Source organism: Phytohabitans rumicis (assembly GCF_011764445.1).
Taxonomy (GTDB): Bacteria; Actinomycetota; Actinomycetes; order Mycobacteriales; family Micromonosporaceae; genus Phytohabitans; species Phytohabitans rumicis.
In genome coordinates this window covers 2,197,007-2,221,493 of record NZ_BLPG01000001.1, presented here as the reverse complement: position 1 = coordinate 2,221,493, position 24,487 = coordinate 2,197,007, and the positions used below count along the sequence as shown (strand labels likewise).

The 24,487-nt window shown below is 73.0% G+C and carries 23 protein-coding genes and 1 pseudogene; 15 read left to right on the top strand and 9 right to left on the bottom strand.

Annotated features, from left to right (window positions below; translation table 11 throughout):
- The first annotated feature begins 13 nt into the window (after window positions 1-13).
- Window positions 14-3,148: a glycoside hydrolase gene (locus Prum_RS09495; RefSeq protein WP_173075689.1), complete on the top strand. Its 3,135-nt coding sequence runs from the start codon at window positions 14-16 to the stop codon at window positions 3,146-3,148.
- Between the two features lie 3 nt (window positions 3,149-3,151).
- On the opposite strand, the gene Prum_RS09490 is transcribed toward Prum_RS09495, so the two are convergent.
- Window positions 3,152-3,649 (bottom strand): peptidase inhibitor family I36 protein, encoded by a 498-nt coding sequence (locus Prum_RS09490; protein ID WP_173075687.1) that lies wholly within the window; start codon window positions 3,647-3,649, stop codon window positions 3,152-3,154.
- A 152-nt stretch (window positions 3,650-3,801) separates the two neighbouring features.
- Between Prum_RS09490 and Prum_RS09485 the strand changes: the two genes are divergently transcribed.
- Genes Prum_RS09485 through Prum_RS09475 form a run of 3 tightly spaced genes read left to right on the top strand, consistent with a single transcriptional unit; the run spans window position 3,802 to window position 5,584 of the window.
- Window positions 3,802-4,347 carry an RNA polymerase sigma factor gene (locus Prum_RS09485; RefSeq protein WP_173075685.1) on the top strand — a complete coding sequence of 182 codons (546 nt, stop codon included), beginning with the start codon at window positions 3,802-3,804 and terminating at the stop codon, window positions 4,345-4,347.
- Window positions 4,347-5,378, top strand: a complete 1,032-nt coding sequence (locus Prum_RS09480) for a hypothetical protein (protein WP_173075684.1) — start codon at window positions 4,347-4,349, stop codon at window positions 5,376-5,378. The genes Prum_RS09485 and Prum_RS09480 overlap by 1 nt, the downstream gene beginning before the upstream one ends.
- The gene (locus Prum_RS09475; RefSeq protein ID WP_173075683.1) at window positions 5,375-5,584 is read left to right on the top strand and encodes a hypothetical protein; all 210 of its coding nucleotides are present in this window, start codon (window positions 5,375-5,377) and stop codon (window positions 5,582-5,584) included. The genes Prum_RS09480 and Prum_RS09475 overlap by 4 nt, the downstream gene beginning before the upstream one ends.
- Window positions 5,585-5,588: 4 nt before the next feature.
- Here Prum_RS09475 and Prum_RS09470 read toward each other — a convergent pair whose 3' ends face one another.
- Window positions 5,589-6,623: a LacI family DNA-binding transcriptional regulator gene (locus tag Prum_RS09470; RefSeq protein ID WP_246277773.1), complete on the bottom strand. Its 1,035-nt coding sequence runs from the start codon at window positions 6,621-6,623 to the stop codon at window positions 5,589-5,591.
- A gap of 26 nt (window positions 6,624-6,649) precedes the next feature.
- Here Prum_RS09470 and Prum_RS49370 point away from each other — a divergent pair, with 26 nt between their 5' ends.
- Both Prum_RS49370 and Prum_RS49365 read left to right on the top strand, forming a co-directional pair.
- On the top strand, window positions 6,650-7,057 hold the full coding sequence (locus Prum_RS49370; RefSeq protein WP_218577163.1) for an SMP-30/gluconolactonase/LRE family protein: 408 nt from the start codon (window positions 6,650-6,652) through the stop codon (window positions 7,055-7,057).
- On the top strand, window positions 7,054-7,638 hold the full coding sequence (locus tag Prum_RS49365; RefSeq protein WP_218577162.1) for an SMP-30/gluconolactonase/LRE family protein: 585 nt from the start codon (window positions 7,054-7,056) through the stop codon (window positions 7,636-7,638). Before Prum_RS49370 ends, Prum_RS49365 begins: the two co-directional genes overlap by 4 nt.
- Here Prum_RS49365 and Prum_RS09460 read toward each other — a convergent pair.
- Window positions 7,635-8,555, bottom strand: coding sequence for a cellulose binding domain-containing protein (locus tag Prum_RS09460; protein ID WP_173075682.1), 921 nt, complete (start codon window positions 8,553-8,555; stop codon window positions 7,635-7,637). The genes Prum_RS49365 and Prum_RS09460 overlap by 4 nt on opposite strands.
- Window positions 8,556-8,905: 350 nt before the next feature.
- Here Prum_RS09460 and Prum_RS53685 point away from each other — a divergent pair, with 350 nt between their 5' ends.
- Both Prum_RS53685 and Prum_RS09450 read left to right on the top strand, forming a co-directional pair.
- Complete coding sequence (locus Prum_RS53685) at window positions 8,906-11,476, top strand: ATP-binding protein (RefSeq protein ID WP_218577161.1); 2,571 nt, start codon at window positions 8,906-8,908, stop codon at window positions 11,474-11,476.
- A 108-nt stretch (window positions 11,477-11,584) separates the two neighbouring features.
- Window positions 11,585-12,640 (top strand): class I SAM-dependent methyltransferase, encoded by a 1,056-nt coding sequence (locus Prum_RS09450; protein WP_173075680.1) that lies wholly within the window; start codon window positions 11,585-11,587, stop codon window positions 12,638-12,640.
- Window positions 12,641-12,643: 3 nt separating this feature from the next.
- Here the strand turns inward: Prum_RS09450 and Prum_RS09445 are convergent, their stop codons facing one another.
- Window positions 12,644-13,456, bottom strand: coding sequence for an MBL fold metallo-hydrolase (locus Prum_RS09445; RefSeq protein WP_173075679.1), 813 nt, complete (start codon window positions 13,454-13,456; stop codon window positions 12,644-12,646).
- A gap of 60 nt (window positions 13,457-13,516) precedes the next feature.
- Window positions 13,517-14,143: a dienelactone hydrolase family protein gene (locus Prum_RS09440; RefSeq protein WP_173075677.1), complete on the bottom strand. Its 627-nt coding sequence runs from the start codon at window positions 14,141-14,143 to the stop codon at window positions 13,517-13,519.
- Between the two features lie 92 nt (window positions 14,144-14,235).
- Here Prum_RS09440 and Prum_RS09435 point away from each other — a divergent pair, with 92 nt between their 5' ends.
- The 3 genes from Prum_RS09435 to Prum_RS09425 are packed head-to-tail and all read left to right on the top strand — an operon-like array spanning window position 14,236 to window position 16,655.
- Window positions 14,236-15,315, top strand: coding sequence for an LLM class flavin-dependent oxidoreductase (locus Prum_RS09435; protein ID WP_173075675.1), 1,080 nt, complete (start codon window positions 14,236-14,238; stop codon window positions 15,313-15,315).
- A complete protein-coding gene (locus Prum_RS09430; RefSeq protein ID WP_173075674.1) occupies window positions 15,312-15,911 on the top strand; it encodes an FMN reductase in 600 nt (199 codons plus the stop codon). The genes Prum_RS09435 and Prum_RS09430 overlap by 4 nt, the downstream gene beginning before the upstream one ends.
- A gap of 42 nt (window positions 15,912-15,953) precedes the next feature.
- Window positions 15,954-16,655: a flavin reductase family protein gene (locus Prum_RS09425; RefSeq protein ID WP_246277772.1), complete on the top strand. Its 702-nt coding sequence runs from the start codon at window positions 15,954-15,956 to the stop codon at window positions 16,653-16,655.
- 11 nt (window positions 16,656-16,666) lie between these two features.
- On the opposite strand, the pseudogene Prum_RS09420 reads toward Prum_RS09425, so the two are convergent.
- Window positions 16,667-17,503 (bottom strand): annotated as a pseudogene (locus Prum_RS09420) (NAD(P)H-dependent flavin oxidoreductase); the annotation flags it as partial.
- A 68-nt stretch (window positions 17,504-17,571) separates the two neighbouring features.
- On the opposite strand from Prum_RS09420, the gene Prum_RS09415 reads away from it, so the two are divergent.
- Window positions 17,572-18,174, top strand: coding sequence for a dioxygenase family protein (locus Prum_RS09415; protein ID WP_173075670.1), 603 nt, complete (start codon window positions 17,572-17,574; stop codon window positions 18,172-18,174).
- 389 nt (window positions 18,175-18,563) lie between these two features.
- On the opposite strand, the gene Prum_RS09410 is transcribed toward Prum_RS09415, so the two are convergent.
- Entirely contained in the window at window positions 18,564-19,295 is a 732-nt protein-coding gene (locus Prum_RS09410; protein ID WP_173075668.1) for a DUF427 domain-containing protein, read from the bottom strand.
- A 56-nt stretch (window positions 19,296-19,351) separates the two neighbouring features.
- Between Prum_RS09410 and Prum_RS09405 the strand changes: the two genes are divergently transcribed.
- Both Prum_RS09405 and Prum_RS09400 read left to right on the top strand, forming a co-directional pair.
- The gene (locus tag Prum_RS09405) at window positions 19,352-19,786 is read left to right on the top strand and encodes a type II toxin-antitoxin system PemK/MazF family toxin (RefSeq protein WP_173075667.1); all 435 of its coding nucleotides are present in this window, start codon (window positions 19,352-19,354) and stop codon (window positions 19,784-19,786) included.
- A 2-nt stretch (window positions 19,787-19,788) separates the two neighbouring features.
- On the top strand, window positions 19,789-20,616 hold the full coding sequence (locus Prum_RS09400) for a methyltransferase domain-containing protein (protein ID WP_173075666.1): 828 nt from the start codon (window positions 19,789-19,791) through the stop codon (window positions 20,614-20,616).
- On the opposite strand, the gene Prum_RS09395 is transcribed toward Prum_RS09400, so the two are convergent.
- Window positions 20,588-21,937 (bottom strand): AfsR/SARP family transcriptional regulator, encoded by a 1,350-nt coding sequence (locus Prum_RS09395; RefSeq protein ID WP_173075665.1) that lies wholly within the window; start codon window positions 21,935-21,937, stop codon window positions 20,588-20,590. The genes Prum_RS09400 and Prum_RS09395 overlap by 29 nt on opposite strands.
- Window positions 21,938-22,021: 84 nt before the next feature.
- Between Prum_RS09395 and Prum_RS09390 the strand changes: the two genes are divergently transcribed.
- Window positions 22,022-22,504 carry a hypothetical protein gene (locus Prum_RS09390; protein ID WP_246277771.1) on the top strand — a complete coding sequence of 161 codons (483 nt, stop codon included), beginning with the start codon at window positions 22,022-22,024 and terminating at the stop codon, window positions 22,502-22,504.
- Here the strand turns inward: Prum_RS09390 and Prum_RS09385 are convergent.
- Entirely contained in the window at window positions 22,465-24,435 is a 1,971-nt protein-coding gene (locus tag Prum_RS09385) for a HelD family protein (RefSeq protein WP_503826924.1), read from the bottom strand. The two genes, Prum_RS09390 and Prum_RS09385, sit on opposite strands and share 40 nt — an antisense overlap.
- Window positions 24,436-24,487 lie beyond the last annotated feature (52 nt).

Genomic DNA, 24,487 nt, shown 5'->3' with positions numbered 1-24,487 from the left:
TCGAGGGGGAGTCATGGCCACGAATCGGTTGGCGGCCGTCGCGGTGGCCCTCGTCGGGGGCGTCACGGCCCTGGTCGGGCCCGCGTCCACGCCGGCGTACGCGGTGGACCCGCCGGGCAGCGCGGTCACCGTCCACATCGACCCGTCGTACCAGCAGGCCGCGTTCGAGGGGTGGGGCACGAGCCTGGTCTGGTTCGCGAACGTGACCGGCGGCTACCCGGACGAGATCCGCGACAAGCTCGTGGACATGCTCTTCGGCGAGGACGGCCTCCGGCTGAACATCGCCCGCTACAACATCGGCGGCGGCAACGCGCCGGACGTCCGTGCCGACTACATGAAGGTCGGCGCGACCATGCCCGGCTTCTGGCAGGCGCCGCCGGGCACCACCCGCGCCGACCTGGACTGGTGGGACCCCGGCAATCCCGACCACTGGAACTGGGACGCCGACGCCAACCAGCGCTGGTGGATCGACCAGATCAAGGACCAGGTCGACATCTGGGAGGCGTTCAGCAACTCACCGCCGTGGTTCCAGACGGTCAGCGGGTACGTCTCCGGCGGCTTCAACTCCAGCACGGACCAGATCCGCGAGGACCGGGTCGACGCCTTCGCGACGTACCTGGTGCGGGTGGCCGAGCACATCGAAGACGCGCACGGCATCGAGTTCGACACCATCGCACCGCTGAACGAGCCGAACACGCCGTACTGGGGCACGACGCTCGGGCCGGACGGGCAGCCGACCGGCGGCCGCCAGGAGGGCGCGCACGCCGGGCCGGCCCTGCAGCAGAAGGTCGTGCTCGCGCTCGACCGCGCGCTGGTCGGCGCGGACACCGCCGCCGCCGTCTCGGCCATGGACGAGACCAACCCGGGCATCTTCGTGCAGAACTGGAACGCGTACGCCGCGGACGCACGCGCCGCCGTGGACCAGCTCAACACGCACACGTACGGCACGGGGCAGCGGACCAGTGCCCGCGACTCCGCCAAGGGCGCGGACAAGAAGCTGTGGATGAGCGAGGTCGAGGGCACCTGGGGTACGGGCACCAGCTTCACCAGCATGGAGCCGGGGCTCGGGATCGCCACCCGGATCGTCGGTGACCTGCGTGAGCTGGAGCCCTCGGCGTGGGTCTTCTGGCAGCCGGTCGAGGACGCCATCCCACAGGCGGCCGGCGGTGGGAACTGGGGGAGCATCCACGTCCCGTTCAACTGCGGGGCCGATGCCACCCTGGAGACCTGCCCGGTCCAGGCGAACACCAAGTTCCACACGATCCGGAACTTCACCCACTACATCCGTCCGGGCGACCATCTGGTCAAGGTGGACGACGCGTCGACCGTCGCCGCCGTCAAGGCGTCCGGGCGCGCCGCGACCGTCGTACACGTCAACAACGAGACCACGTCCCGCGCCGTCACGCTGGACCTGTCGCTCTTCAAGCACGTGTCGAAGAGAGCCACCGTGACGCCCGTCGTGTCGAGTGTGGACGGCGCCCTCGTCTCCGGCGAGCCGGTACGGGTGTCCAGCCAAAAAGCCACGCTCGTCGTACCGGCCAAGTCGGTCACCACGTTCATCGTGAACGGGGTGAGCGGGGTGGCCCGGGATGCCGCGCTGATCCAGCCGGACCACGTCTACCGGCTCCGGGGAGTCCAGAGTGGACGCTCGTTGACCCCGTCGGACGACGGGACCGGCGTGGTCATCCGCACCACCGACGCGACCCGAGCGGATCAGTTGTGGAGCGTGCGGAAGCTGACCGGCGGGCTGACCAACCGCGAGCGGTACGAGGTGGTCAACGCCGTCACCGGAAAGCGGCTCGGCGCGGGCGTGCTCGACGACACCGGCCAGCCGTGGACCCTGTCCACGACCGGCGACGGCACCTGGACCCTGGTCGGTGCCGGGGCCGGCCGCCTGCTCGACGTCGCCGGCCAGGCCACCGCCGACGGCAGCCGGGTCGCCACCTTCACCCCGACTTCGGGAGCCAACCAGCGCTGGGCCATCGTGGACGAGACGGTCCGGCGCACCGAGCCGGTCGAGGCGTACACGGTGCCCGGACTTGCCCCGGTGCTGCCGGACACCGTCACGCCGGTGTACCGCGACGGCGCCCGCGGTGCCCTGCCGGTGGTCTGGACGATGCCGCCGGACTGGCGGTGGCGCCGGCCCGGCACCGTAACGGTGACCGGCGTCGCGACCGATCCGCTGGGCCGCGCGATCCCCGCCGCGGCGGTGGTCACGGTGGACACGTTCGGCGCCACGGAGCCCACCCGCGCGAAGACCTATGTGGGCGGTCGCCCCGACCTGCCGGCCACGGTCACCGGCGTCGGCGCGCACGGCGGCCGGGCCACGCTCCCCGTCGCGTGGGACGCGGCGCCGGCCGGTGCGTTCGACCAGGCCGGCGTGACGACCCTGCGCGGCACCGCCACGGTGGTCGACGGCTCCACGGTGGACGCCACCGTCCGGGTGCAGGTGACCGAGCCGACCCAGCTGAACGCGGCGCGCGAGCCGGGCACGGCGGTCGGGGCGACGTACACGGAGAGCGGCTATTCGGCCGAGGGGTTGCGCAACGGCAACCTCACCGACAAGGCGTGGTCCAACTGGCGCTCGGGCACGAAGAACCCGTCCGACACCATCACGTTCACGCTGCCGGTGGCGCGCGACCTGACCCGGGTCGTGGCGTACTTCTACCGGGACAGCGCGGCCGGCGGCGGCCTGGCGCAGAGCGTGCGCGTCCAGGTGCTCGCCGCCGACGGCACCTGGGTCGATGCCAGCCCTGAGGTCCCGGTCGGCACCGAGGGCACGCCGGTCGTGGACGTACCGGTGGCGGCGGGGGCCACGACGGCCGCGCGGATCGTGCTGACCCCGCGCCCGTCCGGATACCTGACGCTCAGCGAGATCGCGCTGCTGGCCAAGGCGCCCGGCGTGTCGTCGGACGCGGCCGCCGCGTCCATCGCGGTGGACGGCGTACCGATCGCGGGCTTCGATCCGGACGTCACCGAGTACGCGGTGGCCACGGGGAATCCACATCGGAGCGTGGTGACGGCGACGGCCGCCGACCCGTACGCGACGGTGGCGGTCAGCGGCGACCGGACCGTCACCGTCACGGTGTCCAGTGAGGACGGCGCCCGGACGCGGACCTACACCGTGCGGCTCACCCGCGGCCGATAGGCGTCAGCAGCTGCGGTACACATAGTCCGCCTTGTCCCGGTTGGGCGCGACGTCGGGGATCCTGCGCCGGGACGTGCTGGCAGTGAACAGGGCGGTGTCCGTCGCGCCGGTCTCGTTGATGAAGGTGACCGAGCCCGTGGAGCTTTGGTAGTCGACCGACGCCACCCGGTTGCGCCAGTTCCAGGTGCCGAGGTCCTGCGGGCCGCAGTCGCTGAGCTTGCCGCGCGGGTACGTGTAGTTCGCGCCGTCGTAGAAGCAGAACCACCCGGAGGGGCAGTCGGGTACGCCGGCGGCGGCGCTCCGGACGACGGTCACGATGAGGTCGCCGTACGCGATGTCGGTGGCGCTGACCTGGATGCCGCCGGGATTGTCGATAAGGTACCGGTCGATCCGCTCCTGGACGGCTCCGGCGCCGGCGGGTGCGGCGATGGTCACGACGGCCGAGACGGCGGCCAGGAGTGTGGCTACTGCGCGTATTGATCTGGGTACGTAGAGCAACATATTACTGAAAGTAAGTGAGTCGTCACTGAGATCGCCATACGAGTAGCGATAACCGACAATTTTCTCGCGATGGTGGGTCACAACGACCGGCCTGGCGACATGTACCAGTCGAATGGTCGGCAGCGGGGCTGCTGTCTAAATAGGAGTCCACTGTGCGCACGGACGTGGCGCGGGATAGGGCATGGCACGACGACCTCTGCCGGCAGTACCACAGCAGGGTGATGCGGGTGGCGGCGGCGTTGCTGGAAGACCACTGGCAGGACGCGGAGGAGGTCGCGCAGGAGACGTTCATGACGGCGTGGGTGAAGCGGGAGGTCGTCGGTGAAGACCCTTGGCCTTGGCTCTACGTGACCGCGCGAAACCACGTGCGCACCCGCTGGCGGCAGCACCGCAAACGGTTCCAGGCACACCTGCGCAGCGTGGCCGAGCCCGTCGCGCCGTACGACGGCGGCATGGGCGCCTGCGAGGACCGGCAGGACCTGGTACGGGCGTGGCGGTCGCTGCGGGTGGACGACCGCGAGTTGCTGCTCCTGTCGTGCGACGGGACCAGCGACGCCCAGACCGCCGAGATCCTGCGGATAACGCCGGCGGCGGTCCGCAAGCGGCGCCAACGGGCGCGCGACCGGCTGCGCAAGGCGCTTGAGGCGATGGATGCGGAGATCCCGATGGCATCTGTCGGCACCGACAAGGGGACGTGATGAGACACATTCCGGATGAGCATCTCGACGACGTCGTGCGCCAGGTCGTACTCGCGAACGACCCGTTCCGCGGGATGCCCGCGCCCCCGCCGCAGGCCAGCCCGGCCGAGCTGCGGGCCCGGGCGGAGGCAGGTGGCCGGCACACCATGGCCGGCAGGCCGGGGCTCGGCCGGTGGGTCCCGCCCGTGGCGGCCAGCGTCCTCGTGGTGGTGGCGACCGCCGCCGCGGCGATCCTCGCGGGCGTGCTGGCGCGCGGGGCGGACGATCCGGCGCCGCAGGCCGGCGTGCCAACGCCGTCGGGCACATCCGGCGCCCCGCCGCCGGCGCCGAGGCCACTGTCGATACCGAGGACCGGCGATCCAGTCGCGGTGCGCACGCACCTCGACGCCCTTGCCGACGCCGCACGCCGCGCGCCGGCGACGCCGGTGGCCGGCGCCTACACGTACGTCCGGGTGCGCACCTGGACCGCCGGGCCGTCCGGCCAAGCGCCGCCCGCAGCCCGCGACGAGCAGCTGTGGTGGGCGGCCGACCGGTCCGGCCGTCGCCTCGTCACCGCCGCGGGCGCGGCGCACTCCGAGCAGACCACCTACGAGGCAGGGAAGGTTCCCGTCGTGGTTGAGGTGCCATCCGCACAGGCGGCCTTACTCGCGTTCCAACTCGCCGACGAGCACCCGCTGGCCGAGGGTCCGCAGGGCCGGCTGCGCGCGGTCGCGGACCTGTACCGCTTCCACGACCTGGATCCGGCGCAGCGGGCCGCCGCCCTGCAGGTCCTCGCGGACACCGACGGCTTGGACTACCGCGGTCAGGTCGTCGACCGCGAAGGCCGCGGCGGTGTGGCGATCAGCGTCGACAGCGACGGCGGCGCCACGCGCGATGTGGCGATCTTCGACCCCGCGACGGGCCGGCTGCTCAGCTACGAACAGGTCGCGCCGCTCGGCTCGCCGTCCTCGCGTACCCGCGCTCCCGTGCTCGTCGCGTACGTGCTCTACCTCGCGGCCGGCCGAGTCGATCAGCCGGGAGTGGTTTTGTGATCAAGCTCGACGCGCGGCGCGCGACGCTCACCGCGCTCGTGACCGCGACCATCGCCGAGATGGTCCTCTGCGCCGGTGCGGTGTTCTTCCTCGCCACGGACCGGCCCCGGTACGCCGTGGCCGCGGTCCTCATGGGGGCGTTCTCGGCCGTCGTCGACGGGCTGGCGTACCACCGGTTGCGGCGGGGCACCGAAGCGGGGGCGTGACCGCCTACCGGCCGACGACCGGCGCGACCGACTCGCGTACGACGATGTGCGTGCCCAGCACCACGTGCTGCGGCTCGTCCGGGCTCAGGGCCAGGCGCACGGCGGTGCGCCCCAGCTCCTCGGTCGGGATCCGCACGGTGGTGAGCGCCGGCACGACGTTCACGGCGAGCGGGATGTCGTCGTAGCCGACCACGGAGACGTCCTGCGGCACGCGGACGCCCGCCTCGCGGAGCGCGAGCAGCACGCCGGCGGCGACCATGTCGGTGGCCGCGAAGATGGCGGTGTGCTCGACGCCCGCCGCGAGCAGCCGCTTGGCGCCCGCGTAGCCGAACGCCTGGCTGTAGACGCCGGGCACGATCAGCGCCGGGTCGAGCGGCACGCCGAACGCCTCGTGCGCCCGGGTGAACCCCTTGATGCGGTCCCGGCTGGTGGTGTGGTTTTCCTGGACGTTGCCGAGGTAGACGATCTTGCGGTGCCCCTGGGAGAGCAGGTGGCTGGTCATCGCGTACGCGCCGCCCTCGTTGTCGTACTCCACCACCGTGGTCGGCACGTCGTCGCCGAGGGCGGGCCGGCCGCACAGCACGAGGCGGGAGCCGGCCTTGTCGAGCCCGTGCGCGAAGTGGATCATGCGTTGGCGGTAGTCGTCGTCGAGGAAGCCGCTGCCGACCAGGATGACCGCGTCGGCCCGCTGCTCCCGCATGGCCTCCACGACCGCCAGCTCGCGGGCCGGGTCGCCGTGCGTCGTGCAGATCAGGCAGAGCCGGCCCATCGCGGTGGCCTGCTGCTCCACACCCTTGGCCACGTACGCGAACGAGGGGCCGGTGACGTCTTCCATCACGAAGGCCACCATCCCGCTGCCGGCGCCCTTGAGCGCGCGGGCCTGGGCGTTCGCCACGTAGTCCAGCTCGCGCACCGCGCGCTGGACGCGGGCCCGGGTCGCGGCCGAGACCGGGTAGTCGCCGGCCATGACGCGCGAGACCGTCGCGGGAGAAACCCCCGCGGCGACCGCGACATCCTTGACGGTGACCCGTTGACTCACGAGTGGATGGTACGCAGGCTCAGGATGTGACGCGTCCCCGGATTCATCCCGTCGTCTGGTCGCCGCCGGCCGCGCCGGCGCGGGCCCGGCAGCCGTACAGCAGCCCGCCGATGCCCGCGCCCGCCCTGCTGCCGGTCGTGGGCGCGGGCCCCGAGGACGTGGCCGCCCATCCGGACGGCAGCCTCTACACCGGAGTCGAGGACGGCCGGATCCTTCGGGTACGCCCGGACGGCGGCCCGGCCGAGGTCGTCGCCGAGACCGGCGGGCGGCCGCTCGGCGTCGAGGTGACCGCCGACGGTGCGCTGCTGGTCTGCGACGCCTATCGCGGGCTGCTCCAGGTGGACCCCGGCACCGGCCAGGTCCGCCCCGGGCCGTCGAGGGCATCTTCCTGTGCAACAACGCGGCCATCGCGGCGGACGGCACCGTGTACGTGAGCGACTCGACCCGCCGGTTCACGCTGGCGCACTGGCGGGCCGACCTGATGGAGCACTCCGGCACCGGCCGGTTGCTGCGGCTCACGCCGGGCGGCGACCTGGAGGTGCTGCTGGACGGGCTCCATTTCGCGAACGGCGTGGCGCTCGCCGCAGACGAGTCCTTTGTGGCCGTGGCGGAGACCGGCGCGTACCGGATCACCCGGCTGTGGCTGACCGGGCCGCGGGCCGGGGAGCGCGACACGCTCGTCGACAACCTCCCCGGCTTTCCGGACAACCTGAGCACCGGCTCAGGCGGGCGGATCTGGGTCGCCATCGGCAGCCCGCGCAACCGGCTGCTGGACTGGGCGCACGCCCGTACCCCGTGGGTGCGCAAGGCGGTGTGGGCGCTGCCGGAGGCCCTGCAGCCCGGACCGGTGCGGACGGCCTGGGCCATGGCCGTCGACGGCGACGGCCGCGTCGTGGCCGACCTGCAGGGCGGCGGCGACCGCTACCACTTCGTGACCGGGGTACGCGAGCACGCCGGCACCCTCTACCTCGGCAGCCTGGTAGAGGGTGCCGTCGCGGCCGTCCCGCTCGGCTAGACCGGCGGCGGGGGCGGGTCGATCGCGATGCCGATCTGGGTCACGGCCGAGTACTTGCCGCTGCTGTCGAACGCGCGTACGCCGATCCAGTACGTGCCGAACCCGTTGTAGGGCACGTAGCCGCTGGTGCCGCCGACCGTGCCGACCGGGCCACCGTTGAGGAAGAGCTCGTACCCGGCGACGAAGACGTCGTCCGTCGAGGCGTCCCACCGGACCGGGAAGTACCCGGAGATCGGGCCGGAGAGGCGCAGGTTGGTGGGGGCGCTGGGCGGGCCGGCGTCGGTGGGCGAGCCGATGGTGGTGACGGCGAACGCGGAGAGGTTGCCGGCCGCGTCGACGGCCCGGATGCCGTACGTGGTGGGCACCGACGGCAGTGTCCCGAGTGGATAGTTGGTGTTGGTCGTGGTGGCCAGCTTGGTCCCGTTGGCGAAGACGTCGTAGCCCACCACACCGGTGTCGTCTGTGGACGCGTCCCAGTAGATGGAGGTCATGCCGAGCGCCGTCAGCCGGAGGTTCGTCGGCTTGCTGGGCGGCCGTACGTCCAGGACGGGCGCGCCCGTGCAGGGACCGCCGTTGACGGTGCAGTTGGTCGGCTCGCCGGTGCCGCTCGCGACCCAGCCGAAGCTGGTGGCGGCGCCGGGGCCCAGGTTGCCGTTCCAGGGGAGGTTGCTCATGACGTAGCGGCTGCCGGACCGGGTGAGGGCGGCGCTCCAGTGGCTGGCGATGGTCGTACCGGCGGGCAGGTCGAACTCCACCCGCCAGGTGGTGATCGCGGTGGTGGTGTTGTTGGTGACGGTCATCTTTCCGACGTATCCGGTCGACCACTGGCTCTCCTTGACGAAGACCGACGTGGCGGCGGAGGCCGGTGCGGGGAAGAAGGTGATCGCTGTGACGCCCAGGACCAGTGCGGTCGCCACGCGAGCGATTGATAGCTTCATATCGATTGATCGTAGAGATCAATATCGATGGGTACCAGTCTTCTCAAGCGGGTCTATCGCTAGCTGTCGAGCGAGGCGGCCGCCTGGGCCGCTCGGGTCGCCCACCGCGTCGATCAAGGACTTTCGCGTCGATCAAGGGCAAACGGCCGTGGATTGGAGATCAAAGCACGACCGTTTGCCCTTGATCGACGCAGAAATCCTTGATCGACGCAGAGAGGGCTTCGCCCTTGATCGACGCAGAGAGGGCGGGGAGAGGGCGGGGAGAGGGCGGGGGACGGCGTGGGACGGCGTGGGACGATCACCGGGAGGGGGTTGTCGTGGGGCGGGTGATGCTGGAGCGGGAAGGCGAGCTGCGGGTGCTGGCCGGCGCGGCCCGGGACGCGGCGCGCGGGGCGGGGAGCGTCGCGCTGGTCTTCGGCGAGGCGGGGATCGGAAAGTCCAGCCTGGTGGAGGCGGCGCGGGCGGTGCTGCCGGCGGAGGGCCGGATGCTGATCGGGTACTGCGACGATCTGGCGACAAAGCGGACACTGGGCCCGTTTCGGGACCTGGTCGGGCGGGTCGGCGTCGACCTCGCCAGGGCGCTGCGCGGGGGCGCCGACCGGGACGAGGTGCTCGCCGCGCTGCGGGCCGAGCTGGACTGGGCCGGGCATCCCACCGTGCTGGTGGTGGAGGACGTGCACTGGGCGGACGAGGCCACCCTCGACGCGCTGCGGTACGTCGTGCGCCGGGTCGCCGAGCTGCCGGCGGTGCTGCTGCTGACGTACCGGGTGGACGAGCTGACCCGGGACCACCCGGTGCAGGGGCTGATCGGGCTGGCGTCGGGGGCGCCCCGGGTGCACCGGTTGCCGCTCAGCCGGCTGTCCGTCGAGGCGGTCCGCAAGCTGGGCGCCGATCGCACCGACGCCGACGAGGTGTACGCGGTGACGTCGGGCAACCCGTTCTTCGTGGCCGAGGTGCTGGCGTGGGGCGAGGCCGTCCCGCCGACGGTGGTCGACGCGGTGCTGGCCCGGGTGCACCGGCTGGACCGGTCCACACAGGACGCGCTGGAGCAGCTCGCCGCCGTACCGTCCGCATTGGACAGGTGGCTGGTCGACGCGCTCGTGCCGGACGGGCTCGGTGAGCTGGCCGCCGCCGAGCAGCGCGGGCTGCTGGGCGTCACGCCGGATCGGGTGGCGTTCCGGCACGAGCTGACCCGGCGGGCCGTCCTCGACTCGGTGCCGGCGGCGCGCCGTGTCGAGCTGCACGCGCGGGTGCTGGCGGCGCTGGTCGAGCGGGGCGAGCCGGACCTGTCCCGGCTCATGCACCACGCCGCGGAGGCGGGCGATGTCGAGGCGATCGCCCGGTACGGGCCGGACGCCGCGCGCGACGCCGCTCAGGCCGGCGCCCACCGGGAGGCCATCGCCCACTACCGGCTCGTGCTGCGGCAGCGGGACCGGTTCCCACCGGCGGAACGCGCCGACCTGCTCCGCGCGTACGCCGTCGAGATGTATACGGCGGGCGTCGCACCGGACGCGGTGGCCGTCCAGCGCGCGGCCGTGGAGCTGCGCCGGGAGCTGGGCGACCCCGGTGCCCTGGGCGCCGACCTGCGCTGGCTGTCCCGCATGCACTGGTGGGCCGGCGACCGGGCGTCCGCGGAGGCCGCCGCCACCGAGGCGATCGCGGTGCTGGAGGCGGCCGGCGACGACCGGGCGCTCGCGCTGGCGCTGAGCAACCAGTCGCAATTGGACATGCTCGCCAACCGCACCGACCAGAGCATCGCGCTCGGGGAGCGGGCCGTGGCGCTGGCCACCTCCGTCGGCGACGCCGCGATCCTGGCGCACGCGCTGACCAACATCGGCACCGCGCGGTGGAACGACGGCGATCCGGCCGGCCGCGCCGCGATCGAGCGGGCGCTCCGGATCGCGTTGGACGCGGGCGAGCACGAGCACGCCATCCGCGCGTACGCGAACATCATCTGGACGCTGCTGGACTTCTACCAGCTGGCGGAGGCGGAGCCGTACATGACCGCCGCGCTCCCGCTCGCCGAGCGGGCCGAGCACATCGGGTTCCTCAGCTACCTGCACGTGTCGCGCGGGCGGCTGGAGCTGGGCCGGGGCGAGTGGGAGGCGGCCGAGCGCAGCGCCGAGGCGGGCGTCGGGGCGCACCTGCCGGCCGTGTGCGCGGCGCTGACGGTGCAGGGCACCGCACGGGTACGGCGCGGCCAGCCCGGCGGCGACGAACTGCTGGCCCGGGCGTGGGAGCTGGCCGTGCGCATGGACGAGTTGCAGCGGCTCGGGCCGGTGGCCGCCGCCCGGGCCGAGGCCGCCTGGCTGACCGGTGACCACGCGGCGGCACGCGCGATCGCCGGCCCGGTGTACGACGACGCCCGGCGCCTCGGCAACGTGGCGTGGGCCGCGGAGTTGGGCTTCTGGCTGACCGTGGCCGGGCAGCCGGTGCCGCCGCTGTCCAGCGATCACCCGTACGCCGTGCAGGCCGCGGGGCGGTGGCGGGAGGCAGCGCAGTGGTGGGGGGCGGCCGGCTGCCCGTACGAGCGGGCCCTGGCACTGTCCGCCAGCGACGGCGCCGCCGACCTGCTGGACGCCGTGGCGGAGCTGGACCGGCTGGGCGCCGAGCCGCTCGCCCGCATCGTCCGGGGGCGGCTGCGCGACCTCGGCGTCAGCCGCGTCCCGCGCGGGCCGGTCGAGGCCACCCGCACCAATCCGGCCGGCCTCACCAGCCGGCAGGTGGAGGTGGTGCGGCTGCTGGGCGCGGGCCTGACCAACACCGAGATCGCCGAACGGCTGGTCGTGTCCCCGCGTACCGTGGACGCTCATGTCGCCGCGGTGCTGGGCAAGCTCGGCGCCCATACCCGGCAGGAGGCCGCCGCGCGGGCGGCGGAGCTCGGTATCTTCAGGCCGTGAAGTAGGTAGGCGCGCGGCCCGGTCTCGGTAGCGCCAGCGGATCCGGCGGCGGGCTCCGCCGCCGTACAAAGAGCCATCAGCGGTACGACGAGACCAAAGGGGATCGCGATGGCTATCGACCAGGACAAGCTGCACGAGTTTCTGCTCAAGTTCGTGGGGGACCTCGGCGCGACGATCGGCGCGGGCAGCGTCATCGTCGGCGACCGGCTCGGCCTCTACCGTGCCCTGGCGGACAAGCCGGCGGCGCCGCAGGAGCTGGCCGACCGGACCGGCACCGCGCCGCGGTACGTCGAGGAGTGGCTGCGCGGTCAGGCCGCCGGCGGCTACGTCGAGTACGACGCGGCGACGGGTGAGTACTGGCTGACCGAGGAGCAGGCGTTCGCGTTGACCGACCCGGACGGCGCGGTGTACGTGCCCGGCGCGTTCCAGCTCGCCCTGGCCACGCTGCGGGCCGAGCCGCGCATCACCGAGGCGTTCCGCACCGGGGCCGGGTTCGGCTGGCACCAGCACGACGACGAGGTCTTCATCGGCTGCGAGCGCTTCTTCCGCCCCGGGTACCTCGCCAACCTCGTACCCGCGTGGCTGCCGGCCCTGGACGGCGTCGAGGCGAAGCTGCGCGCGGGCGCCGCGGTCGCGGACGTCGGTTGTGGACACGGAGCGTCCACTGTGCTCATGGCTCGCGAGTATCCACAGTCGACGTTCGCTGGCTCCGACTACCACCGGGCGTCGATCGACCAGGCGCGCGCCCGGTCCGGCGACGCCGGCCTGAACGGGCAGGTCGCCTTCGAGGTCGCCTCCGCGCAGTCCTTCGGCGGCGGCCCGTACGACCTGGTGACCACGTTCGACTGCCTGCACGACATGGGCGACCCGCTCGGCGCGGCCCGGCACATCCGCGAGCGGCTCGCGCCGGACGGCACCTGGATGATCGTCGAGCCGTACGCGGGCGACAGCGTCGCGGACAACCTCAACCCGGTGGGGCGGGTCTACTACGGGTTCTCCACCTTCCTATGTGTACCGAACGCGCTGTCCCAGCCGGGCGGCTACACGCTGGGCGCCCAGGCGGGCGAGGAGGCGATGCGCCAACTGGCCGGCGCGGCCGGGTTCACCCGCATGCGCCGCGTCGCCGAGACGCCGTTCAACCTCGTGTACGAGGCGCGCCCATAACCGCTAGGTCGCCGCTTGGGCCGGCTCGAAGCTGGCCAGCATCTCCTCCAGGGCGTGCTGGTCCGGCCCGACGAACGGGTCGGCCTGCGGGACGGACACGAGCATGTCGATGAAGCGGGACGTGAGCCCGACCGCCGGTGGCAGGTGCGTGCTGCAGATGGTGTCCGGGTCCATGTCGCGCAGCGGCGCGACCGTGGCGAGGTAGCGATCGGTGTCCACTGTGTGCACCCACGGGCTGTCGAGCGTGGCCCACAGATGCTGCCCGGCGTGGAGCGCGTCCGGCGGCGCGTCGCGGACGTCGTCGCTGGCGGCGAGGCTCTCCGTCGGCATGGGCGCGCCGAAGCAGTCCGAACTGAAGCAGGTGCGGGACTTGTCGTCGTAGAAGCCGACCGTCGCGGGGCTGTCGAACAGCGGCGGCCGGAACGCCCGCACGGTGCGGTCGCCGAGGTCCAGCGACTGGCCCGGGTTGAGCAGGTAGAGCCGGTCCATCGGCAGTGGGTGCTCGGTCGACATGATGCCGGCGCCGATGTACGTCGTGATCAGGCGCGCCTGCGGTGCCGCGGCGAGCAGTTCGAAGAGCGCGCCGGTGTGGTCCCGGTCCGGATGGGTCAGCCAGATCCAGCGCACGTCGCGCGGTTCGACGACCGTGCCGAGCGCGTCCATGAAGCCCCGGTCCGGCAGGCCCAGGCCGGTGTCGATGACGAGGGGCTCCTTCGCGTGCAGCACGAAGGCGTTCACGGGCAGGAAGCCGATGCCGGGCACCGGCAGGTAGTCGTTCAGGACGCTGACGTCACGCTCGAGGCGGTGGACTCGCATCGGTATCCCCCCACTCTTATCCAGATATAGGGTGATTTACCCACCTAGTGCGGAGGGGTGTCAAGGTCGGAGGTGCCGGTCGAACCACTCCCGGGCGAGCCTGGACACCTCCTCCAACGCGCCGGGCTCGGCGAAGAGGTGGGTGGCGCCCGGCACGATGGTGAGCTGGGCGGCCGCGCCGAGCAGCACCGCCGCCTGCTCGTTCAGCTCGATGACCGCGCTATCGTCGCCGCCGACGATGAGCAGGGTTGGGGCCCGCACGCTGGCCAGCGCGTTCGCGGCCAGGTCGGGCCGGCCGCCGCGGGAGACCACCGCGCCCACCGCCGCCGGCCGCCGGGCCGCGGCCACGAGGGCCGCCGCCGCGCCCGTGCTGGCGCCGAACAGGCCGGTCGGCAGCGCCGCGACATCCGGCAGCCAATCGAGTACGGCGACCAGCCGGTCGGCGAGCAGCCCGATGTCGAACCGGAGCTCGGTGCTGTCCTCGTCCGCGGTCAGCAGGTCCATCAGCACGGTGCCGTAGCCGCCCGCGTCGAGGTGCTCCGCGACCATCCTGTTCCGCGGGCTGTGCCGCGAGCTGCCCGAGCCGTGCGCGAACAGCACGATCCCGCGGGCCCGGTCCGGCAGCGTGAGGATGGCGGCCAGCTCCCTGCCGCCGGCCGGCACGGCCACTTCGGCCTGGGTCTTCATGTGTTCTGTGTACCCCAGTCATAGTGGAATAGGCCCCCGCGTTATCTAGTTCAAAGTTGAAGTAACGCGCGACTAGAGGCAGGATGGCTGACATGCAGTTCGGGATCTTCTCCGTCGGCGACGTGACGCCGGACCCCACCAACGGGACCGTGCCCACCGAGCACGAGCGCATCAAGGCGATGATCACCATCGCGTTGAAGGCCGAGGAGGTGGGGCTGGACGTCTTCGCCACGGGCGAGCACCACAACCCGCCGTTCGTGCCGTCCTCGCCGACCACGATGCTCGGCTACATCGCGGCGCGTACGGAGCGGCTCGTCCTCTCCACCGCCACGACCCTGATCACCACGAACGACCCGGTCAAGATCGCCGAGGACTACGCGATGCTGCAGCACATCGCGGACGGTCGCGTCGACCTGATGATGGGGCGCGGCAACACCGGGCCGGTGTACCCGTGGTTCGGTAAGGACATCCGGGACGGCATCGCGCTCGCGGTCGAGAACTACGCGCTGCTGCACCGGCTCTGGCGCGAGGACGTCGTGGACTGGGAGGGCAAGCACCGCACGCCGCTGCAGTCGTTCACCTCGACGCCCCGCCCGCTGGACGGCGTGCCGCCGTTCGTGTGGCACGGCTCGATCCGCAGCCCGCAGATCGCCGAGCAGGCCGCGTACTACGGGGACGGGTTCTTCCACAACCACATCTTCTGGCCGGTGGAGCACACCAAGCGCATGATCGAGCTGTACCGTCGGCGGTACGAGCACTACGGCCACGGCGCCGCCGACCAGGCCATCGTGGGCCTCGGCGGGCAGGTGTTCATGCGCAAGAACTCCCAGGACGCGGTGCGCGAGTTCCGGCCGTACTTCGACAACGCCCCGGTGTACGGGCACGGCCCGTCGCTGGAGGAGTTCACCGAGCAGACCCCGCTGACCGTCGGCAGCCCGCAGCAGGTGATCGACCGGACCCTGACGTTCCGCGAGCACTTCGGCGACTACCAGCGCCAGCTCTTCCTCATGGACCACGCCGGCCTGCCGCTCAAGACCGTGCTGGAGCAGATCGACATGCTCGGCGAGGAGGTCGTACCGGTGCTGCGCCGCGAGCTCGACGCGCTGCGCCCCGCGCACGTGCCGGACGCGCCCACCCACGAGTCGCTCCGGGCCGCTGGGGTCACCCGGTGACCAGCCGTACCCTCACGGTCGTCTCGGCGGGGCTGAGCCAGCCCTCGTCGACGCGGCTGCTGGCGGACCAGTTGGCGGCCGCGACCGGCCGCCAACTGGACGTCGACGCCACGTTCGTGGACGTCCGCACGCACGCCCACGACCTGATGAACCACATGCTCGCCGGCTTCCCGTCGCCCGACCTGCGGCGGGTGCTCGACGCGGTGACCGGGGCCGACGGGCTGATCGCGGTGACGCCCATCTTCAACGCGTCGTACAGCGGCCTGTTCAAGTCGTTCTTCGACGTACTCGACGAGGGTGTGCTGACGGACAAGCCGGTGCTGATCGCGGCGACCGGCGGCACGGCGCGGCACTCGCTGGCCCTGGAGCACGCGCTGCGGCCGATGTTCGCGTACCTGCGGGCGGTCGTCGTGCCCACGTCGGTGTTCGCGGCGCCGGAGGACTGGGCCGGCGCCACCGCGCAGGGCGCGCTGGCGGCGCGGATCGAGCAGGCGGCGGGCGAGCTGGCCCGGGAGATCGGGCGGCGCGAGCGACCGTCCATCGTGGACCCGTTCGACGACCCGACCCCGTTCGAGGAGCTGCTCAACCGCCGGTAGCTTCGGCCGGCGCCGAAAGGTCACGCGCCTACGGTTGGCGGCGTGTCCGATCATGTGACGATCAACCCCAAGATCCTCTACTTCGGTACGCCGGTGGCGCTGCTGAGCACGGAGAACGGCGACGGGACGTTCAACCTCGCGCCGATGTCGTCGGCGTGGGCGCTCGGACAGGTCGTCGTGCTCGGCTTGGGCGCGGAGAGCCAGACCGCCCGCAACCTGGCCGAACGCCCCGACCTGGTGATCAACCTGCCCACCCCGGACCAGTGGTCCGCGGTGGAGTGCCTCGCACCGCTGACCGGGCGGCACCCGGTGCCGCCCCACAAGCGCGACCGCTTCCGGTACGAGCCGGCGAAGTTCGCGGCCGCCGGACTGCGCCCGGAGCCGTCGAAGCACGTACGGCCGCCACGCGTCGCCGACTGCCCGTTGCAGTTGGAGGCCCGCGCCGCCCGCGTGCAGCCGGACGTCAGCGGCGACTTCGTGATCGTCGAGGCGCGCGTGCTCGCGGTGCACGCCGACCAGGGCGTCGTCGTACCCGGCACGCAGCACGTCGACCCTGCCGCGTGGCGCCCGCTCATCTACAACTTCCGGCACTACTTCGGCCTGGGCGCCGAGCTGGGTCACAGCTTCCGCTCGGAAACCCCGTCCGCTTCGGCCGCCAGCGCGGCGAGCAGGTCGGCCGCGGGCAGCGACCGGGCCAGTGGGCCGCCCTGGCCGGCGAGCATCGGCGGCTCCGGGAGCAGGTAGCGGGCCAGCGGGTAGTCGGGGGGTTCGAGGCCCGCGGCTTCGAGGCGTTCGACCAGAGGCGTGCGCACCGCGCGGGCATGACGACCGGTGAGTACGCGGGTGACCGTCGTCTCGTGGTCCAGCGCGGCCCGGTGCGCCTCGCTCGTGCCCGCCTCCGGGCAGCGCAGGAACGCCGTACCCAATTGGACCGCCTGGGCGCCGAGTGCGAGCGCGGCGGCGACGCCGCGGCCGTCCATGATCCCGCCCGCGGCCACCACCGGCACCGCGACGGCGTCGGCGACCTGCGGCACCAGGGCGAGGGTGCCGATCAGCGAGCGGTCGACCGGCCCGAGGAAGGTGCCGCGGTGACCGCCCGCCTCGTACCCCTGTGCGACCACCGCGTCCACGCCGGCCCGTTCCAATGCGATGGCCTCGGCGACGGTCGTCGCCGTGCCGATCGTGACCGCGTCGACGTCCGCCAGCGGCGGGATGCCGAAGGTGAAGCTGAAGACGGGCACGCGTTCGGCGATGACGACCGCGAGCTGGTCGTCGAAGCTCGGCGCCGCGGGCGGGGCCGACGGCTGGACCCCGGTCAGCGCCGCCCACTGCGCCACCCGGTCGGCGCGCGGCGGCGGGAGCGGCACGAAGAGGTTGACGGCGAACGGCGCGCTGGTGCGTGCCCGGACCTCCGCGATCGCGGCGCGCAGGGCGTCGGGTCCGAGCATCGCGCCGGCGATCGAGCCGAGCCCGCCGGCCGAGGAGACGGCCGCCGCGAGGCGGGGCGTGGACGGTCCACCGGCCATCGGCGCCTGGATGATCGGCAGGGCGAGTCCCAACTGCCGAGCCAGCGGCGTGTCGCGCCACGACATCGCGTACCCCCTTCAGCGCCCATTGTCGCGGGGCGTCCCGTTCATTGTCGGAACCCCGCCCTTTTCCCGTGGCTCGTAGGGGTATGGGCGTACGGATCGTGGTCGCCATGCTGGGCGTGCTGGTCGCCGTCGGGTGCGACGGCGATCCGGAGCCGGCCGCGACCCCGAGCGCGACACCGGTGGGATGCGCGCGGCCGGCCCCGGGCACGGCCGAGCCCGCGTCCGCGCTGGTGCCCGGCCCGACCAACGGGCTCGCCCGCTCGACCGCCGGCGGCGACGCGCTCCTCATCGAGGCCGTCATCCTCGACGCCGGATGCCGGCCGGCCGGCGGCGCCGACCTGAGAATCTGGCACACCGACGCGCGCGGCCTCTACGGCCCGGCCGATTCGGAACGGTGCTGCTACTACGAGGGCACCGTGCGGACCGACCACAATGGACGCTTCCGGCTGTCGACGATCCGGCCGGCCCAGTACCCGGAGCCGAACGCCCCGCCCGCGCACATCCACCTGGAGATCCGGCACCCGTCGGCCAGCCTCACGACACAGATCGTGTTCGGCATCGCCGACCCGCCGGCGACGGTCGCGCCGACCGGGCAGCTGCTGCCGGTCCCCCTGCGTCGCGACGGTACGGGCTGGCGCGGCGACGCCGTCTTCGTCCTCGGCTTCCCGTGACCGCGGGACCTACAGTCAGCCCACGTGCGCCGCTTGCCCCGGTAGGCGTCGCCTTGGACGACTGTGGCGAGGAATTGCCCGCCGCGGGGCAACTATTCGCCACGGTCATGGATGGCCCGGGATCTCGCGGCCGGGTATGCCGGGTATGTCCGAGCGGGCGGCCCGATCATCGAAGCCAACAAACGGCGCAGGGCGCACGGCGCACCGCCCCGCCTGGGGCGGCTGGGGGTGCGGGGGCGCAGAGCGGTGGGCGGGCGGCGCGGACCGTGCCCCCTGCCGCGCCGATCAAGGATTTCCGCGCCGATCAAGGGCAAACGGCCGTGGATCGGAGATCGAAGCACGGCCATATGCCCTTGATCGACGGGGAAAGGGGGCGGGGAAGACGTGGGCTAGGAGACGTGGAGGGTGACGGCGGGTTTTTCGGGCCAGAAGGCGAGGAGGCCGGCTACCTTTTGGCTCTCCGGGAGCGGGGTGCGGTACGACCAGACGACGTCCTTGTGCACCGTGTCGCCCACGCGGACCGACCAGTACTCGGCCTGCCCCTTGTACGGGCAGTGCGTGACGGTGTCGCTGCGCTCCAGCAGGTCCAGCCGTACGTCGGTCATCGGCAGGTAGTAGCGGGTCGGCAGGCCGGTCTCGAAGAGCAGGTACGGGCGGGTCGACTCCGCCACGGTCACCCCGTCGATCTCGACGCGTACGTGGCGGGAGCTGGCGAGGATGTCGATCCGGGTGTACGGGCTGCGGGCGTGCACGTAGACCGGCTCGTCCTCCTCGAACCAGTCGTCCATCGCGTCCCACTCGAAGCGCACCAGGTCGCGCAGCTCCTCGATCGGGGACTCCGGGTAGCGCAGCGCCGCGTCGACGGCCTCCTTGCCGTCCACCGCGACGGTGTAACGCTGCCCGTCGCCGCGGCTGGGGGAGTGGCTGGTGCGCTCGGTGGCCGTGAGCACGCCGTCCCGTACGTCGGCGAGGGGGATGTAGTACGTCGGGTAGTGGGGGCTTTCCCAGACGTACACGGGACTGGTCGTGTCGGCGATGACCTGGCCGTTGAAGACGATGCGTACGCGCTTCGCGCCGGTCTCGACGCGGACCCGGCCGCGAGCGGCTGTTTGACTCGTCATGAACCCACCAACCCGACGTCCGCGGATCGAATTCCGCGAACCGCTAGGGTCACATCGTGAGCAACCTCCTCAAAAACGTGGCCGCCAAGCTCCGGCGGCGGCCGCGCCCGATCTCGACGGCCGGCCGCCACCTGGTGTACGCCCCGGACCTCGACGGCCAGGCCGATCCGGGCGAGATCGTGTGGACCTGGGTGGCCTACGAGGATCTGCCGGATCAGGGCAAGGACCGTCCGGTTTTGGTCGTCGGGCGGGAGGGCAAGCGGACCCTGCTCGGCCTGATGCTCTCCAGCCAGGACGAGCGCGACGGGCAGCGGCACTGGTTCGCGCTCGGGCCCGGCGCGTGGGACCGCGAGGAGCGCCCGAGCTGGGTGCGGCTGGATCGCGTGCTCACCCTGCGTGAGGACGGCATCCGCCGGGAGGGTGCGGTGCTGGACCGGGTCAGGTTCGAGGCCGTGGCCCAGGAGCTGCGCACCAACTACGGCTGGAGCTGACCATGAGCGCCGAGCCGACCCCGTTCGCCCAGGTCGACGACATGCCGCCGCAGATCCGGGCGCTGATCCTCGGCGCGCTGGAGCGGATGGCCGCCAGCCCGGAGATCCAGCGGGTCCGCCGGGTCGCGCAGGCGGCGCTCGACCCGCGCCCGGGCCAGCGCCTGCTGGACGTCGGCAGCGGCGTGGGCGAGGTGGCGCGGCAGCTCGCCGCCGCGGTCGCCCCGGACGGCGAGGTGGTCGCGGTCGACGCGTCCGCCGCCGCGGTCGCTGTCGCGACCGATCGGCACGACGGCAGCGCGGTGACCTACGCCGTCGGTGACATCACGGCGCTCGACTTCCCGGACGCCAGCTTCGACGGGGTACGCACCGAGCGCGTCCTGCAGCACCTCGCCGACCCGGACGCCGCCGTCGCCGAGCTGGCCCGGGTCACCCGCCCGGGCGGCCGGGTCTGCCTGGTCGACACCGACTGGACGTCGGTGGCCGGCGACGGCCTGCCCGACGATCTGGTGGACGCGATCTGGCGGGCCGTGCCGGCGCGCCAGCACCACCCGACGATGGGCCGCACGCTGCGTGGCCGGCTGGTCCGGGCCGGGCTGGCCGAGGTGCGCTGCGAGCCGGTGCCGCTGTGGTTCACCGATCCGGAGTCCGCCAGCGCGGTGATACCGGTGTTCAACAAGGAGATCCCGCGGGAGGCCGGGATCATCCCGGACGAGCTGCGGGACCGGTGGTTCGCCGCCGTCGACGCGGCGGCGGCGCGCGACGAGTTCCTCGCCGTACTCACGATCTGGGTGGCGGTCGGGGTCACTCCCGCGCGCACTCGTCCGGCGTGAGCCCGCCGCAGGTGGCGACGCTGCACCACCGGCGCCGTCCACTGTGGTCGATGAAGAGCCAGCCGCAGCGCGCGCTCGGGCACGCGCGCACCGTGAACCGGCGCGGGTCGGCCAGCAGCTCCGCCGCGCTGCGGGCGGCGGCGTGCACGGGCAGCCGCAGCCCCGCCTCCCGCGACAAGGACCACCGGCCGAGGCCGTCGGCGTCGCGGACGTACACGGATAATCTGGCCGCGGCCTCGGCGCGCCGCGCCACGGCCTCGAACGCGCGGACATCCGCGGCGTCCGTCAGGCAGGCATAGAGGTCCGCGCGCAGCTCACGCGCCTCATCGAGTACGGCGGTGGCCGCGACCGGGTCGCGTTCGGCCTCGCGGAGCAGGCGGTTGACCGTCGGCTCGTCGGCCAGCCCCTGGTGAGCTGCCCAGACCGCGAGGGCCGGGTAGCCGCGCAGCCACTCCGCGCCCGGCATCCGGGGGCCGCCCCACCCCGCGAACGTGTTGCAGAGCTCCAGCGCCGGGTGGCCGCCGACCGCCCACGGGAGCCACTGGTCGCGGACCCGGACGGCGTACACCGGGACGGCCGGGCGCTCCATGCGCGGGTCGCCGGCGATGATCCGCTCCTGCAGCGTGCGCAGCTCCGGCCCCGGCTCGACGCCGAGGTCGGCGGCCAGCGCCTTCGCCGTCAGCTCGAAGAGGTGCAGGGCGTCGGTCTGGCGCCCGCTGCGGTAGAGGGCGGTCATGAGGTGGCCGATGAGCCGTTCCCGGGCCGGGTGCTCCTGGGCCAGCGGGATCAGGTCGGCGACCACCCGGTCGTGGCGGCCGGTGCCGAGCAGGGCCTCGGCGCGCAACTCCTCGGTGGTCAGGCGCAGGTCATCGAGGTCCTTGCCGAGCCGTTCGCGCAGGGGGTCGCCGGCGAGGTCGGCTAGCAGCGGGCCGCGCCAGAGGTCCAGGGCCCGGTCGCACAGGCGTACCCGGTCATCGGGATGGTCGACGCGGGCCGCGTCGTGCGCGGCGGCGGTGAACTCGGCGGCGTCCACCGCATGGCCGCCGGCCTCGATCAGATAGCCGCCGCCCCGGGTGGCGATGGTGGCCCCGTAGGGGCGCAGCGCGGTGCGCAGCCGGCCGACGTAGGTGTGCACGACGGCGCGGGCCGCGTCCGGCGGGTCGCCGTCCCACAGCAGGTCGACGAGCCGGTCGATGGGCACGATCCGGCCGGCTTCGAGCAGGAGGAGGGCGAGCAGGCAGCGCTCCTGGCGGCGGCCGCCGACCTCGACGGTACGGCCGCCGTGGCGGGCCTCGAACGGTCCGAGCAGTCGGAACTCCATGGTCCGTCGATGGTAAGCCTGTGGTCAGGCGGCTCGGGAAGGCTCGTTTCCATGCGTCGATTGCTGATTCTTCTTGTTGCCGCCGTGACGGCGGTATTTGTCGCGCCGATGCCCGCGTCGGCCAGCGGTGGTTGGGTGCCGGCGCCGTCGGCACCGTACGACCAGCCGGCCGGGGCGCGCTGCGACTTCGCGGTGCACCTGGAGCCGGTCGTGGACGAGGTCATGACCAAGGTGCTGGCCACCTACCCGGACGGCTCGACCAAGCGCGAGGCGTACGTGGGTGACCTGGTCTTCCGCGTCACCAACACGGCCACCGGTGCCTCGGTGGACGTGGACCTGAGCGGGAACGCGATCGTCGCGTACCAGCCGGGTGGCACGCTGATCACCAACTCCACCTGGTACCTCGTGGGGCCGGCGATGTTCGGCTTCAAGGAGGGCGGCGGCGACCACCCGCGCGGGCTGTGGGTCTTCGACGGCGTCTACACGGTGGCGTTCGACGCGGTGGCCTACAAGACGGTGACGATCTATCACGGCACGGAACGGAACGTGTGCGACGACCTGAGCTGATCGGGTAGCGGCCGGGAGTGGAGCACGTCGAGCCGGGAGACGGCGCGGGTGAGCACGACGTACAGCCGATGCAGGCCACGCGGCTCGGCCTCGACGATCTCGGCCGGCTCGACGGCGATCACGTGGTCGTACTCCAGGCCCTTCGCGAGGCCGGTGGGGAGCAGGGTCACCCGCTCCCCGCCGGCCTCGATCCCGGCCGCGGCCAGCGCCGCGGCGATGGACGGCAGCCGGTCCGCGGTGCCGATCACCGCCGTGGAGCCGGCCTGTGCGAGGGCCGCGCGCACCGCGGCCACGGCGGCCGCGGCCAGGTCGGGCGCCTCCTGGATGCGCAGGTCACCGTCGCGCCGCAGGGACACCGCCGGGGGTACGTCGACGCCGAGCGCGGGCACCAGGCGGTTGGCGAGCGTGAGTACGGCGGCGGGCACCCGGAACCCGGTGGTCAGCGGCACCACGGGGGTGGCGGGCTTGCCGAGGTGGGCGAGCAGCTCGGGCCAGGACCGGGCGGCCCACGGGGTGGTGCCCTGGGCGAGGTCGCCGAGCACCGTCAGCGAGCCGTGTGCGCTGCGCCGGGCGACCGCGCGGCACTGCATCGGCGACAGGTCCTGCGCCTCGTCGACGATGATGTGCCCGAAGCCGGGCGCGTGCTCGACCAGGCCGGCGACCTCGTCGATGAGCACGGCGTCGGCGGCGGTCCAGCGGGCGCTCCGCGCCCTGCGGGGACGCAGCCAGGCGATGACCGCCTGCTCCGCCTCGGTGAGCAGGCCGTCCGCGGCCGCCGCCAGCGCCGCCCGGTCGCCGAGCAGCCGGGCCACCACCTCCGCCGGCCGGGCCTTCGGCCACACCGCGTCCAGGAACCCGTTCACCGCCCGGCAGTGGCTCATCCGGCGCACCCAGACCGCGCCGGGCGTGTCCACGGTCTCGGCGCGCCGCTGGAGCAGCGCGACCACGCGGGCGCGTACCCGCTCACGACCCATGCCGTAGGCCAGCGCCTCCCGGCGGACGTCGGCCACGACGCGCCGGAGCGCCTCGACGGACACCCGCCACCGGTACGAGCCGTCCGGCACGACCAGCGGCTCGGACGGCTCGGCAAGGTTGGCGTAGAGGGCGCGGCGGAGCACCTGGGCCATCCGGGCATCGTGCTTGACGGCCGCGGCCGCGCCGGTGTCCACCGCGTCCGCGCCGGTGTCCAGCAGATCGTCCAGTGTGGACTGCCGGACGTTGACCTCGCCGAGTGCCGGGAGCACGGCGGAGATGTAGCGCAGGAACTCCCGGTTGGGCCCGAGGACGAGGACGCCGCCACGCCGCAGGCGCTGCCGGTGGGTGTAGAGCAGGTACGCGGCGCGGTGCAGGCCGACCGCGGTCTTGCCGGTGCCCGGCGCGCCCTGGACGCACACCGACTCGTCGACGTCGGCTCGGACCAGCAGGTCCTGGTCCGGCTGGATGGTGGCGACGATGTCGCGCATGGGCCCCACGCGGGGGCGTTCGATCTCCTCGGCGACGAGGCGGCTGAGCCCGGCGGCCTGCCCGATCCGCTCGTCCTCGTACCCGGTGAGCCGGCCGGCGGGGTCCCAGCCGTACCGCCGCCGGACCGCGACGCCCATCGGGTCGCGGGCGCTGGCCCGGTAGAAGGCGCGGCAGATCGGCGCGCGCCAGTCGAGCACCATCGGTAGCCCCGCCGCGTCGGTGACGTGCCGCCGCCCGATGTAGTACCGCTCTTCCTCCACTGCGAAGTCGAGGCGGCCGAAGTACGGCGGGCTGCTCGGCTCCTCGGCCAGGTCCTTGACATGACGGCGCAGCATCCGGCCGAGCGTCTCCGCGCTGTAGCCGTCGCCGGCGATCGCGTCCCCGGTGTCGACCCGCACGCGGGCGGTGTCCAGCATCCGGGCCAGCGCCCGCCGGGTGGCCGCCAGGTATTCGAGTTCGTCCTCCACGCGCACTAGCTTAACTCAGTTAAGAATTTGACCTAGTAAGGATTGTGCTAGG